This is a genomic window from Devosia sp., assembly GCF_028290435.1.
Lineage (GTDB): Bacteria > Pseudomonadota > Alphaproteobacteria > Rhizobiales > Devosiaceae > Devosia.
Genome location: NZ_JAQGJV010000074.1, coordinates 285,765 through 301,068 on the forward strand (window position 1 = coordinate 285,765; position 15,304 = coordinate 301,068).

Annotated in this window: 14 protein-coding genes; 9 read left to right on the plus strand and 5 right to left on the minus strand. The window is 63.5% G+C overall.

Going from position 1 to position 15,304, the window contains the following annotated elements:
* Positions 1-217: 217 nt before the first annotated feature.
* The 3 genes from JWP26_RS16700 to JWP26_RS16710 all read left to right on the plus strand — a co-directional run bounded on the left by JWP26_RS16700 (position 218) and on the right by JWP26_RS16710 (position 4,822).
* Positions 218-2,701, plus strand: coding sequence for a glycoside hydrolase family 2 protein (locus tag JWP26_RS16700; protein ID WP_299730226.1), 2,484 nt, complete (start codon positions 218-220; stop codon positions 2,699-2,701).
* Between the two features lie 288 nt (positions 2,702-2,989).
* Positions 2,990-3,904: a DMT family transporter gene (locus JWP26_RS16705; RefSeq protein WP_299730229.1), complete on the plus strand. Its 915-nt coding sequence runs from the start codon at positions 2,990-2,992 to the stop codon at positions 3,902-3,904.
* Between the two features lie 3 nt (positions 3,905-3,907).
* The gene (locus tag JWP26_RS16710; protein WP_299730232.1) at positions 3,908-4,822 is read left to right on the plus strand and encodes a DMT family transporter; all 915 of its coding nucleotides are present in this window, start codon (positions 3,908-3,910) and stop codon (positions 4,820-4,822) included.
* Here the strand turns inward: JWP26_RS16710 and JWP26_RS16715 are convergent.
* Both JWP26_RS16715 and JWP26_RS16720 read right to left on the minus strand, forming a co-directional pair.
* Positions 4,819-6,081 carry an NAD(P)/FAD-dependent oxidoreductase gene (locus JWP26_RS16715; RefSeq protein WP_299730235.1) on the minus strand — a complete coding sequence of 421 codons (1,263 nt, stop codon included), beginning with the start codon at positions 6,079-6,081 and terminating at the stop codon, positions 4,819-4,821. The two genes, JWP26_RS16710 and JWP26_RS16715, sit on opposite strands and share 4 nt — an antisense overlap.
* 81 nt (positions 6,082-6,162) lie before the next feature.
* Positions 6,163-7,524, minus strand: a complete 1,362-nt coding sequence (locus JWP26_RS16720) for an FGGY-family carbohydrate kinase (RefSeq protein WP_299730238.1) — start codon at positions 7,522-7,524, stop codon at positions 6,163-6,165.
* Positions 7,525-7,666: 142 nt separating this feature from the next.
* Here JWP26_RS16720 and dusA point away from each other — a divergent pair, with 142 nt between their 5' ends.
* Positions 7,667-8,680, plus strand: coding sequence for a tRNA dihydrouridine(20/20a) synthase DusA (gene dusA, locus JWP26_RS16725; RefSeq protein WP_299730241.1), 1,014 nt, complete (start codon positions 7,667-7,669; stop codon positions 8,678-8,680).
* Here the strand turns inward: dusA and JWP26_RS16730 are convergent.
* Together JWP26_RS16730 and JWP26_RS16735 are read right to left on the minus strand one after the other, a co-directional pair.
* Complete coding sequence (locus JWP26_RS16730; protein ID WP_299730244.1) at positions 8,641-9,327, minus strand: TIGR02281 family clan AA aspartic protease; 687 nt, start codon at positions 9,325-9,327, stop codon at positions 8,641-8,643. The genes dusA and JWP26_RS16730 overlap by 40 nt on opposite strands.
* Positions 9,328-9,400: 73 nt before the next feature.
* On the minus strand, positions 9,401-10,243 hold the full coding sequence (locus JWP26_RS16735) for an adenosylcobinamide-GDP ribazoletransferase (RefSeq protein ID WP_299730247.1): 843 nt from the start codon (positions 10,241-10,243) through the stop codon (positions 9,401-9,403).
* A gap of 65 nt (positions 10,244-10,308) precedes the next feature.
* Between JWP26_RS16735 and cobT the strand changes: the two genes are divergently transcribed.
* Together cobT and JWP26_RS16745 are read left to right on the plus strand one after the other, a co-directional pair.
* Positions 10,309-11,334 (plus strand): nicotinate-nucleotide--dimethylbenzimidazole phosphoribosyltransferase, encoded by a 1,026-nt coding sequence (gene cobT / locus JWP26_RS16740; protein ID WP_299730249.1) that lies wholly within the window; start codon positions 10,309-10,311, stop codon positions 11,332-11,334.
* Between the two features lie 76 nt (positions 11,335-11,410).
* A complete protein-coding gene (locus tag JWP26_RS16745; RefSeq protein ID WP_299730252.1) occupies positions 11,411-11,737 on the plus strand; it encodes a nuclear transport factor 2 family protein in 327 nt (108 codons plus the stop codon).
* Positions 11,738-11,740: 3 nt separating this feature from the next.
* On the opposite strand, the gene JWP26_RS16750 is transcribed toward JWP26_RS16745, so the two are convergent.
* Positions 11,741-13,270, minus strand: a complete 1,530-nt coding sequence (locus JWP26_RS16750; protein WP_299730255.1) for a HAMP domain-containing sensor histidine kinase — start codon at positions 13,268-13,270, stop codon at positions 11,741-11,743.
* A gap of 241 nt (positions 13,271-13,511) precedes the next feature.
* Between JWP26_RS16750 and JWP26_RS16755 the strand changes: the two genes are divergently transcribed.
* The 3 genes from JWP26_RS16755 (at position 13,512) to JWP26_RS16765 (ending at position 15,216) form a co-directional block, all read left to right on the plus strand.
* Positions 13,512-14,027, plus strand: a complete 516-nt coding sequence (locus JWP26_RS16755; RefSeq protein ID WP_299730258.1) for a thermonuclease family protein — start codon at positions 13,512-13,514, stop codon at positions 14,025-14,027.
* A gap of 308 nt (positions 14,028-14,335) precedes the next feature.
* Positions 14,336-14,815 carry an Lrp/AsnC family transcriptional regulator gene (locus tag JWP26_RS16760; protein ID WP_299730360.1) on the plus strand — a complete coding sequence of 160 codons (480 nt, stop codon included), beginning with the start codon at positions 14,336-14,338 and terminating at the stop codon, positions 14,813-14,815.
* Positions 14,812-15,216, plus strand: coding sequence for a VOC family protein (locus tag JWP26_RS16765; RefSeq protein WP_299730261.1), 405 nt, complete (start codon positions 14,812-14,814; stop codon positions 15,214-15,216). Before JWP26_RS16760 ends, JWP26_RS16765 begins: the two co-directional genes overlap by 4 nt.
* The last annotated feature ends 88 nt before the right edge of the window (positions 15,217-15,304 follow it).

The window sequence follows — 15,304 nt, forward strand, 5'->3', positions numbered from 1 at the left end:
TTGCCGCGTGTAAACGGTTTCATTGATGAATTTCGTGTCGTTGGCCGTAGCAAAGCACCGCTGAGCCACGCCAAAAATACGCCAAGGTCCCCATTGGCACTCGCGCCGAGTCCGACTAGAAGCGATGGGATATGCAAACGATTGCACTTGCCACATTCGTGTCGGAATATCGTTAATATAAGACGCTGCCGGTCATTCGGCGCAGGGGAGAACAGAAGTGTCGGAACTCATGTCACGCAGTGCGGCCACATCGCTCGATCTGGCCGGCGCTTTTGTGTTGACCTCGCCAGCCAATGACACGCGCGTCCCCATCGCCTTGCCGGGCGATGTGCATGGCGCCCTGCTGGCCGCCAACAAGATTCCAGACCCTTATTTTGGCGAAAACGAGAAGGTCGTCGATTGGGTCAACCGCACCCAGTGGCATGTCGAGCGAGGCTTCACCGCCACCCAGGCTGATGTCGACGGCTACCTGACGCTGACCCTGGCCGAGGTGGATTGCATCGCCACCATCCTGCTCAACGGCGAAGTCATCGCCAAGACCCAGAACTCCTTCATTCGTTACGACCTCGACGTCACCGGCAAGGTCCATGCCGGCGACAACACGCTCCGCCTCGAATTCGAGGTGACCCGCGACGTCGCCAAGGCCCGCTCCGACGCTCACCCGTTCCCCATTCCCTTCACCTACAATTACCTGACCAATGGCCTTGAAGGCGTGCACATGAATTTCGTGCGCAAGGCCGCCTGCCATGCCGGCTGGGATTGGGGCGTATGCCTGATGCCCATCGGCGTCTACGGCACCATGAGCCTGCGCAAGACCCGTCTTGCCCGCCAGGACAGCGTGCAGGTCGACCAGGCCCACGGCAAGACTTCGGTCGAACTATCGATCAAGACTCACATTTTTGCCTTCGCTCACGGTGAAGTGGAACTTGAACATTCCATCGATGGGCAGACCATCACCGACAAGGTCGCCGTGCGGCAGGGCGACAACGTCGTCACCCACAACATCACCATCCACAATCCCAAGCTTTGGTGGCCAGCCGGGCAGGGGGAGCAGCCCCTCTACGAGCTGACCACCAATCTCGAGGGCGAAAAGACCAGTCGCAAGATCGGCCTGCGCAAGCTCGAATGGATCATCGAAAAAGACGAGATCGACCACTCGTTCAAGTGCCGCGTCAACGGCCGCGACATCACCATGATGGGCGCCAACTGGATCCCCGCCGACGCCATCCCCTCGCGCATCACCCCGGCCGTTATCCGCGACCTGCTCGAAAGCGCCAAGGCCGGCAACATGAACATGCTGCGCATCTGGGGCGGCGGCCAGTACGAGCCCGATTACTTCTATGACCTCTGCGACGAACTCGGCCTGCTGATCTGGCACGATTTCATGTTCGCCTGCATGAGCTACCCATCCGATCGCGACTTCCTCGCCGACGTCCGCACCGAAATCACCCAGCAGGTGCGCCGCCTCAGCCACCACGCCTGCATCGCCCTGTGGTGCGGCGACAACGAAGTCATCGGCTCGTTGCACTGGTACCCCGAAACCAAGGCCGCGCCCGAGCGCTACGTCGCCAACTACGACCGCCTGAACAATATGCTCGGCAACATCGTGGAGGACGAAGACCCGATCCGCCGCTTCTGGCCGTCCTCGCCCTCGCAGGGCTACATGGACTTCTCCGACGGCTGGCAGTCGGATACCCGCGGCGACACCCATTATTGGGACGTCTGGCACTCCGCCAAATCCTTCGAGGCCTATCGCACCGTCAATCCGCGCTTCGCGTCCGAATTCGGCTTCCAGTCCTTCACCTCGATGAACGTCATCGAGACCTTCTCCGAGCCCAAGGATCGCAACCCGTCCTCGCCGGTCATGGAAATGCACCAGCGCAACAATGGCGGTAATGCGCGCATTCTCGAAACCATGACGCGTTACTTCCGCTTCCCGCGCGATTTCGACCAGATGGTGTTCCTCAGCCAAGTCCAGCAGGGTCTCGCCATCAAGACCGCCATCGAATACTGGCGCTCCACCAAGCCGCGCTGCATGGGCACGCTCTATTGGCAGATCAACGACATCTGGCCGGTCGCCTCGTGGTCGAGCCTGGATTACGGCGGGCAGTGGAAGCTGCTGCACTACATGGCCAAGCGCTTCTACCTGCCTATCAACGTCGTCGCCGTGCCCAATATGGAAAACACCCAGATCACCCTCAAGGGCATCAACGACATCGGCCGGCCGGCTTCGATCCGCCTGCAGGTCTTGGCTGTGCGTGTTGGCGGCGGTGATCGCGTGCTCTACGAGAGCAACGCTGCCATTGGTGCTGACGCGGCAATAGCGTTGACCACGATCGACGCCAAAGCGCTGGAGAGCGACGAATTCCTGCTGTTCTACTGGCGCGATGCGCACGGCAATCTGCTGGGCGAAAACGACTTCTTTCCCAAGCCCTACAAGGCCTATGAAATCGTCGTTCCCGCCATCACCACCGAGTGGTCGACCATCGACGGCAAGCCCGTGCTGACCCTGACCGCCGACAAGCCGGCCCTGTTCACCACCGCCACCGTCGACGCTCCCGGCTATTTCTCCGACAACGCCGTCACCTTGCTGCCGGGGCGCCCGACCGTGCTGACGTTCAACGCCCGCCACGGCGCCACGCCCTCGGTCGATAGCCTCGCCGCCAGCCTCAAGGTCCGCGACCTGTCCCAGACCTTTTAGGGCCTCGGCACCAAAACCCTCTCTTCCCGCGGGCTTGACCCGCGGGCCTCCATCCACACAGCACAAGCGACCGCCTTCCCACGGATCAAGTCTGCGGGAAGGCCGGCAGGTGGCATGACAAGTGCCCCTTTGAGGCGCTTGTTTCAGCGAAGCAAATCGCCTCTTTCCCCGCTCATTCCGCAGAAGGAGGCTCTACCATACAAGAATTATCCCCCTCCCATTGACAACCCTAACCCGATCTCGCAACGGTGAGCCGGGCGCATCCTCCTGCCGCCCGTCGGAATCGTCATGTCGAGCAATATTGCGCCCCTCGAGGAGCGCCGCCTGTTGGGCATCGGCCTCGTGCTGGGCGCCTTTTTCTTTTTCACCTGCATCGACAGTTCCGCCAAATGGCTGGGCCTTGCCGGCCTGCCGGTGATGCAGATCGTGTTTATGCGCTATGCTGGCAGCCTGGTCATCGTTTCCGCAACCTCGCTGTCGCATCAGGGCACCGGCTTCCTCCGCTCCGCCAATGTCGGTATCGAGATCCTGCGCGCACTGGCTCTGCTCGGCTCATCGCTGTGCAATCTCACCGCCGTGCAATATCTGCCGCTGACCGTCACCGGCTCCATCGCCTTCACCATGCCGCTGATCCTGTGCGCCCTCTCGGTGCCGCTCCTTGGCGAGCATGTCGGCTGGCGCCGCTGGACCGCCATTGCAATCGGCTTCGTCGGCATCCTCATCATCGTCCAGCCCGGCACCAGCGCCTTTCACCCGGCGGCGCTGCTCTGCATCGGCGGAGCCTTCTTTTCGGCGCTCTATTTCCTGCTCACCCGCCGCCTTGCCGGCGTCGACTCCACCGCCACCCAGCAGTTCTACGGCAATGTCATCGCCGCTGTGGTGCTGGCCCCCTTCGCCATCGTCCACTGGGTCTGGCCGACCCGTCCCGTCGATTGGGCCGTATTCGCCTTCATCGGCGTCGTGGGCTATGTCGGCCATCAGTTCTCCACCATCGCGCATCGTTTCGCGCCCGCCTCGACACTGGCCCCGTTTGCCTACCTGCAGATCATTTTCATGGCCCTGTCGGGCTGGCTGATTTTCGGACAGGCGCCCGAATTCTCGCTCTATCTCGGCGCGCCCATCGTCATTGCCAGCGGCCTCTATATCTGGCTGCGCGAACGGGCTCTGTCCCGCCCCGTGACCCCGATCGCGGAGGAACGCTAGACCATGGCCATCGCCCCCGTCGAAGAACGCCACAATACCGGCATCGGCATCCTGCTGGCATCCCAACTGATCCTGATCTTCCTCGACACCTCGGCCAAATGGATGTCCACTCAGGGCATTCCGACCGGCGAGATCGTCTTCATCCGCTACGCCGTCCATGTGGCGCTCATCCTGGTGTTCGTCTGGCCGTTGCGCAGAACCGCGCTCTTCCACACCGCTAATTGGAAGCTCGAAGTCCTGCGCGGCGTCTGCCTCCTCGGCACCACCGCCGGCAATTTCCTCGCCATGCGCTTTCTTCCACTCACCGTCACCGGCGCGCTGATCTTCACCAGCCCGCTGATGGTCTGCGCCATGTCCGGTCCACTGCTTGGCGAAACCATCGGCTGGCGCCGCTGGCTCGCCATTGGCGTCGGCTTCATCGGCATCCTGATCATCGTGCGCCCCGGCACCGAGGCGTTCCAACCCGCTTCGCTCCTCGGCCTCGGCGCAGCCTTCTTCGTCGCCCTGTTCTCCATCGTCACCCGCAAGCTCGCCGGCGTCGATACCGCCATGACCCAACAGTTCTACGCGGGAGCGGTGGCGCTCGTACTCGTCACCCCATTCGCCTTCACCGGCTGGACCTGGCCCAGCAACACCATCACCTGGCTGGCCTTTTTCGGCGCCGGCACTGTCGGCATGGTCGGCCACATCTTGATTTCGGTCGCTCACCGCTTCGCGCCGCCCTCGACGCTGGCCCCGTTCAACTACCTGACGCTGCTCTATCTCGCCTTCGTCAGTTGGATCGTCTTCAGTCAGCCCCCCGACGCCTGGTTCTTCCTCGGCGCCGGCATCATCATCGCCAGCGGCCTCTACATCTGGCTCCGCGAACGCTCCCTCAACAAACGCACCACATCGGTGGACGAGGCGATCGTCGATTAGGGCTTGTCATCCCCCTGCGTGATCAATCGCGCGCTCCTTTGCCCGCTCAAATAAATCCACAGCCAGCTCAGCGCCACCGCGATGCGGTTCTTGGTGTCGATCAGGAAGTAGATATGAGCCAACCCCCAGGCCCACCACGCGATCCAGCCCTTGAGCTTGATCCAGCCAAAATCGATCACCGCCGCGCGCTTGCCGATGGTCGCCAGGTCCCCCGCATGCTTGTAGCGGAACGGCTTGACCCCATTGTCGCCCGCCAGTCGCGCCTTGATGATCGCCGCCGCATGCTTGCCGCCCTGCTTGGCCGCATCGCCGACGCCGGGCACCGGCTTGCCATTCGGCATCACGATGCTTGCCGTGTCCCCAACCACGAAAATCTCGCCATGCCCCGGCACCGTCAAATCCGGCTCGACCTTCACCCGCCCGGCACGATCCGGCTCCAGCCCCAGCCATTTCGCCGCCGGAGACGCCTGCACGCCCGCCGCCCACAGCACCGTCTTCGCGGCAATCCGCTTGCCGCCATATTCGACGCCCTCGGCATCGATCACCGTCGCCGGATTGCCCAGATCGACCTCAACGCCAATATCGGTTAGCGCCTTGTGCGCGTACTCCGATAGCGCGGGTGCGAAATTTGCCAACACAGCCTTGCCGCCTTCGATCAGCACAACGCGCGCTTCGTCCGATGCGATGCTGCGAAATTCCCCGCGCAAGCTGGTATGCGCCAGTTCAATAATCGCCCCGGCCAGTTCCACCCCAGTCGGCCCACCGCCGATGATCACGAACGTCAGCAGCGCCTTGCGCAATGCCGGATCACTCGTGCGCTCCGCCTGCTCGAATGCCAGCAGCAGCTTGCGCCGGATCGTCGTCGCGTCCTCCAGCGTCTTGAGGCCGGGCGCAAACTGCTCCCACTCGTCATGCCCGAAATAGGCATGCCGCGCTCCGGTCGCGAGGATCAGGCTGTCATAGGGCACACTGCTGCCGTCATCGAGCTGAACCGTTCTGGCCGTTTTATCCACGCCAACCACACCCGCCAGCAGCGTGCGCACATCAGTGCGGTGCTTCAAGATATGCCGGATCGGCCAGGCGATTTCCGACGTGCTGAGTGAGGCCGTCGCCACCTGATAGAGCAGGGGTTGGAACAGATGATGATTGCGCCGGTCGATCAGGGTGATGTCCACGTCGGCCCCGCGCAAAGCCTGCGCCGCTGCGAGCCCGCCAAAACCTCCGCCGACGATCACCACACGATGCCCGCTGACGCCCATCACAGCCTCCTATGTTCCCACCATAGATCGTGGTTGGGATCCGCGCCCACAACGACTGCGGAGACATTGTAGACCTGCGTTTTAGACCCGCTCGCGCCAGCGCACGCAATAGGCGTCGAAGCGCGCGGCCTCTAGCGGCCGACGCTCAAGCCCAGGCGCCGCCGCAGCGTGCGTCCCGCCAAACAGCATGCTCGCGCCCAGGCTCGTCCCGGTCGCGTCTCCCGACGCGTTCACCGGTACACCCGTCAGTCGCGCCAGTGCCTCCCCGAACAAAGCATTGCGCGCCAACGGTCCCTCGATGACAATCTGCCTGCCGACCCCAGCCAGTCCCAGGCATGCCTGCGTCACCAGCGCCAGATACAGCGACACTGCCGCCGTCCGCTCGCCCGCGCTGAGTTGATCGGGGCCATTCGTCCATCGGCCGACCGAGCCGGGGAAGGGGCCCACACCCGCCATGAAGCTTGGCAATGCCTGCACGTCCTCCGCAATCACCTTAGCGATATCGGCGTCCGTTGGCTCAACCGCCCCCGGCGCCAGCATGTCAAATTCCCGCCCGCCCATGAACCGCGCCGTCGGCACCGCCCGCCCGAACGCATCGACATTGGCGAGGCTATCCCGGCCCGCATCCAGATGCGTCGTGTCGCCGCCCACTGTCATGGCGATTACCCACGTTCCCGTCGACAGGATCGTGAACGGCGCCTCATGCGCCCCCAGATGCGGGATCAGCGACGCGTTGGAATCGTGGATACCGCAGGTCACCGGCGTGTCACCCGGCAAGCCCGTCGCCGCCGCGATCTCAGGCAAAATTGTCCCCAACACCGAATTGGCCGGCCTCGCCGCCGGAAACAATCCCGTCCACCCCCGCTCCGCCACCATGCTGGAAAACGCGCCTGTCTGCGGCGCCCACAGATCCGTATGGCACCCCAGCGACGTGACCTCGCTCGCCATCACCCCGGTCAGCCGCCACGCCCAATATTGCGGATAGGCCAGAATGGCCGTGACTTCGGCAAACCGCTCGCCATGCACTTGCGATTGCCAGAAAATCTGCGCCCCCAGATTGAGCCCGTTGGGCAGGCGCGGTGACAGGCTCTCGCTGAAATCCGGCCGCACTTTCCCGTAAGCGTCGCTGGTCTCCTCCGGTCCGGCATGCTCGTAATCCAGCACCGGCATCGCCAGCCGTTCGCCCGCCATCAGCGCTCCGGTCGCCCCATGCGTGGTGATCGAAATCCCCTCGATTCCGCGTTCGGCGTGAATGTCCCGCAGGCTCGTGGTAATGAACGCCGCCAGCCGCTCCACATCGGCATGCGGATAAAGCCCATCGCGCCGCACCGTGTTCGGCGTGCTCCGCGCCGCCAGTTGCGCGCCGCTCTCCGCGTCGATCAACACCACCTTGGCATTGGTCTTGCCGATATCGATCACGGCGATCAAACGGGGTGCGGTCATGGTCATACTCGACGCTGGATTCGGAACAGCGCGCCAATACCGCACTTTCGCCCGCCGCGCGATAGCTGACATGTTAGTACCTGCAACCCAGCCTTGCCGCTGTGGTCTAGCCTCCGCCGGCCAAATCCTGTATTTCGGCGCCATGAACGACGCTTTGACCCTCGGCCGCCGCTTTTCCGTTGCCCCCATGATGGACTGGAGTGACCGCTACTGCCGGTTCCTCCACCGCCAATTGTCGCGCCACGCCCTGCTGTTCACCGAAATGGTCACCAGCGCCGCCATCATGCATGGCGATACCGAGCGCCTCCTGGGTTTCGATCCCGTCGAGCAGCCCGTCGCCGTGCAACTGGGCGGCTCCGACCCCGCCGAGCTTGCCCGCGCCACCACCATCGCCAGCGCCTTCGGCTATGCCGAAATCAACCTCAACGTGGGTTGCCCGTCCGACCGGGTGCAGTCCGGCCGCTTCGGCGCCTGCCTGATGGCCGAACCCGATCTGGTCGCCGAATGCGTGCGCGCCATGCGGGGCGCCACCGATCGCCCCGTCACGGTCAAATGCCGCATCGGCATCGACGATCAGGATACCGAGGAAAGCCTCGACCGCTTCGCCGACGCCATGGTCGCCGCGGGCGTCGATGCGCTCTATGTCCACGCCCGCAAGGCCTGGCTCAAAGGCCTGTCCCCCAAGGAAAACCGCACCATCCCGCCGCTGGATTATGAGCGCGTGCATCGCCTCCACGCGCGCCTGCCCATCCCCACCATGATTAATGGCGGCATCGAAACGCTGGACCAGGCCGAAACCGAACTGACCCACATGGACGGCGTCATGCTCGGCCGTGCGCCCTATCACAATCCAATGCTCCTCGCCGATGTCGACGCCCGCATCTTCGGCGACACGGCCGCGCCGATAACTCTCGACGCCATCATGCACATCATGGCCGATTACGCCGCCCGCGAAATGGCCCGCGGCACTCGCATCAACCAGATCACGCGCCACATGCTGGGCCTCGCCAATGGCCTCCCCGGCGCCCGTCAGTTCCGCCAGATTCTCAGCGTTGAAGCCTGCCGCCCGGGCGCTGGGCCCGAAGTGATCGAGCGCGCCCTCGACGCCGTCCGGCGTCAGTCCGTCAGTTCAAGCGAATTGCTGGTCACCGCATAACGCGTCAGCGTTTCGAGGAACGTCATCCCCAACAGGCTCGTATCCAGCGCCCCTTCCTCGGCGACAAACGCGCGCACGCCCTTGCGCTTGATTCCGCCCACCTCGATCCCGTCCAGTGACACCCGCGCCGCCTGGCCGGTGCCATTGGCCGTCGAAACCGGAATGGTGAACTCCAGCGTCGAGGTATCGATCCCCGCCGCCTTGGCATCCGCCAGCGTCAACACCACAGCGCTGGCGCCGGTGTCGAAAATCATCGGCGTGGAATGCCCGTTGACGTCCGCCATCAGCTCGAAATGCCCGCCGGGACCGCGCCGGAACGTTGCCGTGCCGCGCTCGTCATCGACCACCGCCACGCTCGGACGGAATTCCCCCGCAACGCGACCCACCAGCCCGTTCAACTCGTCCCGATAGGCATAGGTCACGCCCGCCAGCGCAAAAATGCCGATCCACAACACCAGACTCCCCAGCAGTTCCTTCACCCGATGGGACCGCCCGAAAGCACCCCCCGCAAAAATAATCAGAATCAGCACCAGCGGGATGACCTGCGCCGTCTGCATCTGCGTCAGTCCGACAAAGCTGCCGGCGTCCGTTCCGACGATCAGCGCCAGCCCGCACGCAACCAGCAGGGCGATCCCAATGAAAATCATGCCGTAATCGCCCCGTATTGCGCCTCTGTCCTCAACATAAAGGCACGCGCCGCGGTATTTTCAAGGCGTTAGCTCAAACGAACAACAACAGCGCCGTCAGCACCGCGATTTCCACCAGCGCCCCCAATGCCCCGATCAGGTCCCCGGTCTGCCCGCCCACCAGCCGCTTGCACCACGCCGTCCAGCCCGTCATGACGCCAACGGCCAGCACCACCGCCACCACCAGCGCCAGAACACTCGTCGCCGGCCCACCCAGCACAAACAGCAGCATCAGCGCCAACACCGCACCCACGGCGAAATTGCGCACCCGCAACTGCCCCACCGTCGCCGCCGCCCCATCCGCCCGCGCCGGCGGCAGCGCCACCGCCAGCCACAGAGCTCCCGACCGTCCAACAATCCCACTGGCCAGCCAGATCGCCCCCGCCGCCAGCGGATTGACCGCCGCCACGCTCCCAATCCCCACCACGCGCAACACGATAAACAGGCACAGCGCCGCCACCCCATAAGTGCCGTGCCGGCTATCCTTCATGATCTCCAGACGCCGCTCGCGCGCACTGCCGCCGAATAGCCCATCCGCGCTATCCGCCAACGCATCCTCCGCCATCCCACCACCCGCAATCACCGCCGCGCCCACTGCCAGTGCCGCCGCGAAATACGCCGGCAGCCCCAGCAACGCCCCGCCGATCAGCAACAGCGCCGGCAAAATCCCGATCGCCACGCTCGCCAGCGGCAGCGCCATCGCAATGCGGTTCAAATCCGGCACCTCATGCGGGCTGTCCCCCGTCGGCAGCCGCGAAAAAAACCGCAGCGCCATCACGAAATCTGCCGCCAGCCCGCCCTCGGGTTTCGCCCCAAGCGGCACATGCGGCTCGCGCACGGCCCCCTCGCCAATGGTCTCACCGCCCTCGTCGTTCAATTGCTTTTCCCGCCCGATTGCGCCACAAGATCGCACCTTCCTAACACCATCACGCCGGACCTGCCATGTCAGCAAATCTGCACGCCGCCTATGCCGATGTCCTCGAATTGCTGACCATCGTCCCCGATGGCGACGAGGCCGCCGTGACGGCCGTGCAGGCCCGCGATGCGCAATTGACCAAGCCCCCCGGCTCGCTCGGCCAGCTCGAAAAACTGGTCGAATTTCTCGCCCGCTGGCAGGGCCGCGCCAAGCCGCGCCTCGATAATCCCATGGTCACCATCTTCGCCGGCAATCACGGGGTCACCGATCAGGGCGTCTCCGCTTTTCCGCGCGAAGTCACCGCCCAGATGGTCGCCAATTTCACCAATGGCGGCGCCGCCATCTCGCAGATCTGCGCCCTGCACGAGATCAACTTGCGTGTGTTCGAACTGGCGCTCGAACTCCCCACCGGCGACATCACGAAGGAAGCTGCGCTCGACGACAAGATGTGCGCCGCCACCATCGCCTATGGCATGGAAGCCATCGCCGGCAAGCCCGACCTGATCTGCATCGGCGAAATGGGCATCGGCAACACCACCGTCGCAGCCGCCATATATGCCGCGCTCTATGGCGGCACTGGCGCCGATTGGGTCGGCCGCGGCACCGGCGTCGACGACGCAGGCCTGGCCCGCAAAGCCAACGCTGTCGATCGCGCGCTAGCCTTCCATGGCGACGCCCTCAACCATCCCCTCGCCATCCTCGCCCGCGTCGGCGGCCGCGAAATCGCCGCCATGCTCGGCGCGCTTCTCGCCGCCCGCCACCAGAAAGTCCCGGTCATCATCGACGGCTTCGTCGCCACCGCCGCCGCCGCCATCGCCCACGCCGTTAATCCAGCCGCCATCGACCACTGCATTTTCGCCCACGTCTCCGCCGAAGGCGGCCACGCCCGCGCCCTCGCCGCCATGGGCCAAACCGGACTGCTCGATCTGGGCATGCGCCTGGGGGAGGGCAGTGGCGCCGCACTGGCCGCCGTGCTGGCCAAAACTGCCCTGCACCTGCACAACAACATGGCCACCTTCGAAAGCGCCGCCGTCAGCGGCAAGGAAGGCTGACGGTCCTGCCATTGCCTGTCAGCATGCCCTGCTAGGCATTCTCCGCGATCACCGTATCGCCGAGAAGGGACTGCCTATGCACGATTTGATCCATCGCCTGATCGCGGCAACCAACGCCTTCGACGTCAAAGCCGCGCTGGAGTTATTTGCGCGAGATGCGGTGATCGACGACGTTTCCGTGGGCCAAACGTTTGCAGGCTTGGCCGGTGTCCGTCGATATCTCGAACAATTCTTTGTCGGCTACCACACCGTCAGCAAGGTGCTCTCGATCGATCCACATGGCGATAACCGGGCACTGGTTCGCCTCGATTTCACCGGCGATTTCGGCCACGAGACCGGCCGCCTGGATGTGACCACCAATACCGACGGGCTCATCGCCGCCATCGACGCCGACCTCGATTAGGCCCTAGCCAGCTTCCGAGAAAATCTCCAGCCGGTTGCGCTTCTCCACCACCGGCGCCAGCGCATCCATCACCCGCGCCCGCGGAAACGTGCCGATAACTTCGGTGCCGAAGCGCAGTTTGGAGAACAGGTCGAACCGGCCCTGATGCAGGTCCATGATCTTCTGCACGATCGGCAGGCCCAGGCCTGCGCCTTGTTCGGCGGTCTTTTGTGCCAGCGAGCCCTGGCCGAACGAGGACAGCACCGTGGAAATTTCGTCCTCGGGAATGCCCGGGCCGTTGTCCTTGACCGAAACCATCTGCCCGCCATCGACGCTGCGGGTCACCATCAGCGTCACCTTGCCGTGCTGCGGGGTGAACTTGATGGCGTTGGACAATAGGTTCAGCACCACCTGGCGGATGGCGCGCTCGTCGCCCCACAGTTTCGGCAGGTTGTTGCCGAACGTATAGACCAGCTCAATCCCCTTGGACTTGGCGCGCAGCTCCATCATGCGGCGGCAGTCCTCGGCGATATCGACCAGCGACACCACTTCCTCGTTCAGCTCATACTTGCCCGCCTCGATGCGGCTCAGGTCGAGCAGCTCGTTGATCAGGTTCAGCAGGTGCTGCCCGCTGGAATGAATGTCCCCCGCATATTCCTTATATTGCGGCACCTGATGGGGCCCCAGCAATTCCGATTTCAGCACTTCGGAAAAGCCAATAATGGCATTCAGCGGCGTGCGCAGCTCATGGCTCATCGTGGCAAGAAACTGCGATTTGGCGATGTTGGCCTGCTCGGCATGGCGCCGCGCCTCGTCCGACATGTGCCGGGCTTCTTCCAGCTCGCTGATCAGGGAGTCTTTTTCCGATTGGTGGGTGATGGTTTCCAGTTCCGACGCGTGCAACTGCCGCGCGAGGTAGACGAAGAAGATCTCGCCAAAGATCGCGACGGCGCCGAGCGTATAGTTCAGCGTGCCGCCCAGTGCGATCAGGTTGATCGATACCGTCAGCGTGACCGGCAGTGTGCTCATCAGGGTCGCGGGGGGTAGCGTATTGGTGGCTACCGCGTTGGCGGCGACGCCGACCAGCACCATGGCGAACATAACGGGCGTCAGCTCGGCCGGATCCGCCACCAAGGTGAACAGCGCCAGCAGCGACCATGCCAGCCCATAAACGGTTTCGCCGAACACGAAGCTGGTCGTCCACTGACCGGCATTGAACTTGGATGGATCGCTCGATTTGAACCTCTGCGCCATCAGCACCAGCGTCAACAGGCTGATCAGCACCATCCCGGCCCAGAGCGCGGTGAAGATCGCCGGCACCCAGAAGCTGGAAACGAAGGCCAGGATACCCACGATCGCGGCGATCGGCAGGGCCGATGCCAGGCGCGAGCTGGCATAGTCGTGCATCAGTTCGAAATCATAGGAGGCGCGCGTGCCTGAGCTGGATGTCAGGCGCTGGCGCGCGTCGAGCACGGTTTTGTTGGCGGTGCGCTTGCTGTCCCGCCCCATCAGGGAACGGACGTCCGCATCGATGTCAGCCGGCTGGGACGGCATCAAACTCTTACTCGTTACTAAAAGCCGCGAACAGGGTACGCATTCGCACGGGATATCAAATCAGCTCGGGTCGAATCAAAACGGCGGAAGCGCGAACCCCGCCATTTGCAGCCGGGCACCACCGGAATATCGGCAGACCTTGGGCTGGTGAATAAACACTAGCGATGCGTAGTTAACGGGCGGTGAAGTGCGGCTATCAAACCTCATGCACGGGCGACCTTTTCGCGGCCGTTTTGGTGCCGTGCTGGCGATTCTGATTTTGGCGGCCTGCGCGCTGCTGGTTGACCGGCTGACGCCTGCCGAGCCGCCGGTCTCCGGCCGCGCGCGGATCAGCGACGGCGACAGCTTTCACCTGGGCGACGAACGCATTCGCCTCCTGGGCATCGACGCGCCCGAACTCGACCAGACCTGCGCCGATGCCCAGGGCCGCGACTGGACCTGTGGCCGCAGGGCGCGTGAAAAGCTGGTCGCGCTCGTCGCAGGAAAGTCACCGCTCTGCCAACCGGACGGGCATGATCGCTTCGGGCGCATCCTCGCCACCTGCAGCGTCAATGGGCACGATCTGGGTGCCCAAATGGTCGAGGCGGGCCTCGCCATCTCATCAGATGATTACGGCCACGAGGAGAGCGCCGCACGCAGTGCCAAACGCGGCCTCTGGGCTGGCACATTCGATTCCCCGCGCAGCTGGCGCGACCGGCACGGGCGCGAAGCTGAAACCAATGCCGGCTGGGACTGGCTGCCGCGCTTCTTGAGGTAAACGGCGAAAAGGTATCGGCCCCCCACACCCAATCCCCGCACCCGTGTCATCACCGGGCTTGTCCCGGTGATCCATCTTCCCCACGCACAGAAAGCTGGATTGCCGTGACAAGCCCTGCAATGACGGCGGGGCGGGCAGGTGTCTCGGCCCACGACGCTTCTAACAAAAACTTAAGAAAACCGGCGAACTTTGCATTCGCGCATTTCACGCAAGATTATTGCGCGCAAACAGGAAATGTGGCACTCATTAAGAAAATTGACGAAGATTTCGCGCTAATGCCGAAATCTGATTTCGGGGGCATGATGGCGCTGGACAAGATAGATCGCAAGATTCTCACACTGCTGCAGAAGGATGCCACCATGCCGGTGGCCGAAATCGGCCGCAAAGTCGGCCTGTCCACCACGCCATGCTGGCGCCGCATCCAGAAGATGGAAGAAGACGGTGTTATCAAGCGCCGCGTCGCCGTGCTCGACCCGGCCAAGGTCAATGCCGGTGTCACCGTGTTCGTCTCCGTCAAAACCAACGAGCACAGTGAGGGTTGGCTGCGCAAGTTCGCGACGGTCGTTGAGGATTTCCCAGAGGTCGTCGAATTCTACCGCATGAGCGGGGACGTGGATTATCTGCTGCGCATCGTCGTGCCCGATATCGGCGCCTATGACAGCTTTTACAAAAAGCTGATCGCCAAGATCGCGCTGACCGATGTCAGCTCGTCCTTCGCCATGGAGCAGATCAAGTACACCACGGCCCTGCCGCTCGATTACGCCCTCATCACCGACGATGACAAATGACGGAACTGCTTGGCTTCGAACATATCGGCATGACGTCGGGCGATCTGGATCGTACCATTGCCTTCTATTGCGGCTTGCTGGGGTTCAAACTGGTCTTGCGCAAGCCGCAGATCAAAGGCGAAGCCGCGTTCCTCGACGCCGGCGGCGGCATGCTCGAAGTCTTCGCGCCCGGTCCCGTTGATGCTGTGCGCGATGTACCGCCGCATGAGGCCGGCGTTCGCCACCTCACCTTCGCCTTCACCGATATCGGCGTCATGATCGAGAAGCTGGCCGCTGCCGGCGTCGAAATCATCGAACAGCCGCGCATCGCCCACAACAAGGAGATGTTCAAACGCGTCTCCTTCGTCCGCGATCCCGACGGCATCATCATCGAACTCGTGGAACGCGCCGACGGCAGGTGAGGGCTTAGAGCCATAGCATCAAGCTTCGGAGTGGACTGTGTATCTCTGCACCGTCACCACCGGGCTTATCCCGGTGGTCCATGGGGCG

What these genes read in the sequence shown, in the direction of transcription:
- cobT (WP_299730249.1), top strand. Translation starts at nt 10,309, where the DNA reads ATGTCAGCAAATCTGCACGCCGCCTATGCCGATGTCCTCGAATTGCTG.
- JWP26_RS16745 (WP_299730252.1), top strand. Translation starts at nt 11,411, where the DNA reads ATGCACGATTTGATCCATCGCCTGATCGCGGCAACCAACGCCTTCGAC.
- JWP26_RS16715 (WP_299730235.1), bottom strand. Translation starts at nt 6,081, where the DNA reads ATGGGCGTCAGCGGGCATCGTGTGGTGATCGTCGGCGGAGGTTTTGGC.
- JWP26_RS16750 (WP_299730255.1), bottom strand. Translation starts at nt 13,270, where the DNA reads ATGCCGTCCCAGCCGGCTGACATCGATGCGGACGTCCGTTCCCTGATG.
- JWP26_RS16730 (WP_299730244.1), bottom strand. Translation starts at nt 9,327, where the DNA reads ATGATTTTCATTGGGATCGCCCTGCTGGTTGCGTGCGGGCTGGCGCTG.
- dusA (WP_299730241.1), top strand. Translation starts at nt 7,667, where the DNA reads ATGAACGACGCTTTGACCCTCGGCCGCCGCTTTTCCGTTGCCCCCATG.
- JWP26_RS16765 (WP_299730261.1), top strand. Translation starts at nt 14,812, where the DNA reads ATGACGGAACTGCTTGGCTTCGAACATATCGGCATGACGTCGGGCGAT.
- JWP26_RS16705 (WP_299730229.1), top strand. Translation starts at nt 2,990, where the DNA reads ATGTCGAGCAATATTGCGCCCCTCGAGGAGCGCCGCCTGTTGGGCATC.
- JWP26_RS16710 (WP_299730232.1), top strand. Translation starts at nt 3,908, where the DNA reads ATGGCCATCGCCCCCGTCGAAGAACGCCACAATACCGGCATCGGCATC.
- JWP26_RS16720 (WP_299730238.1), bottom strand. Translation starts at nt 7,524, where the DNA reads ATGACCGCACCCCGTTTGATCGCCGTGATCGATATCGGCAAGACCAAT.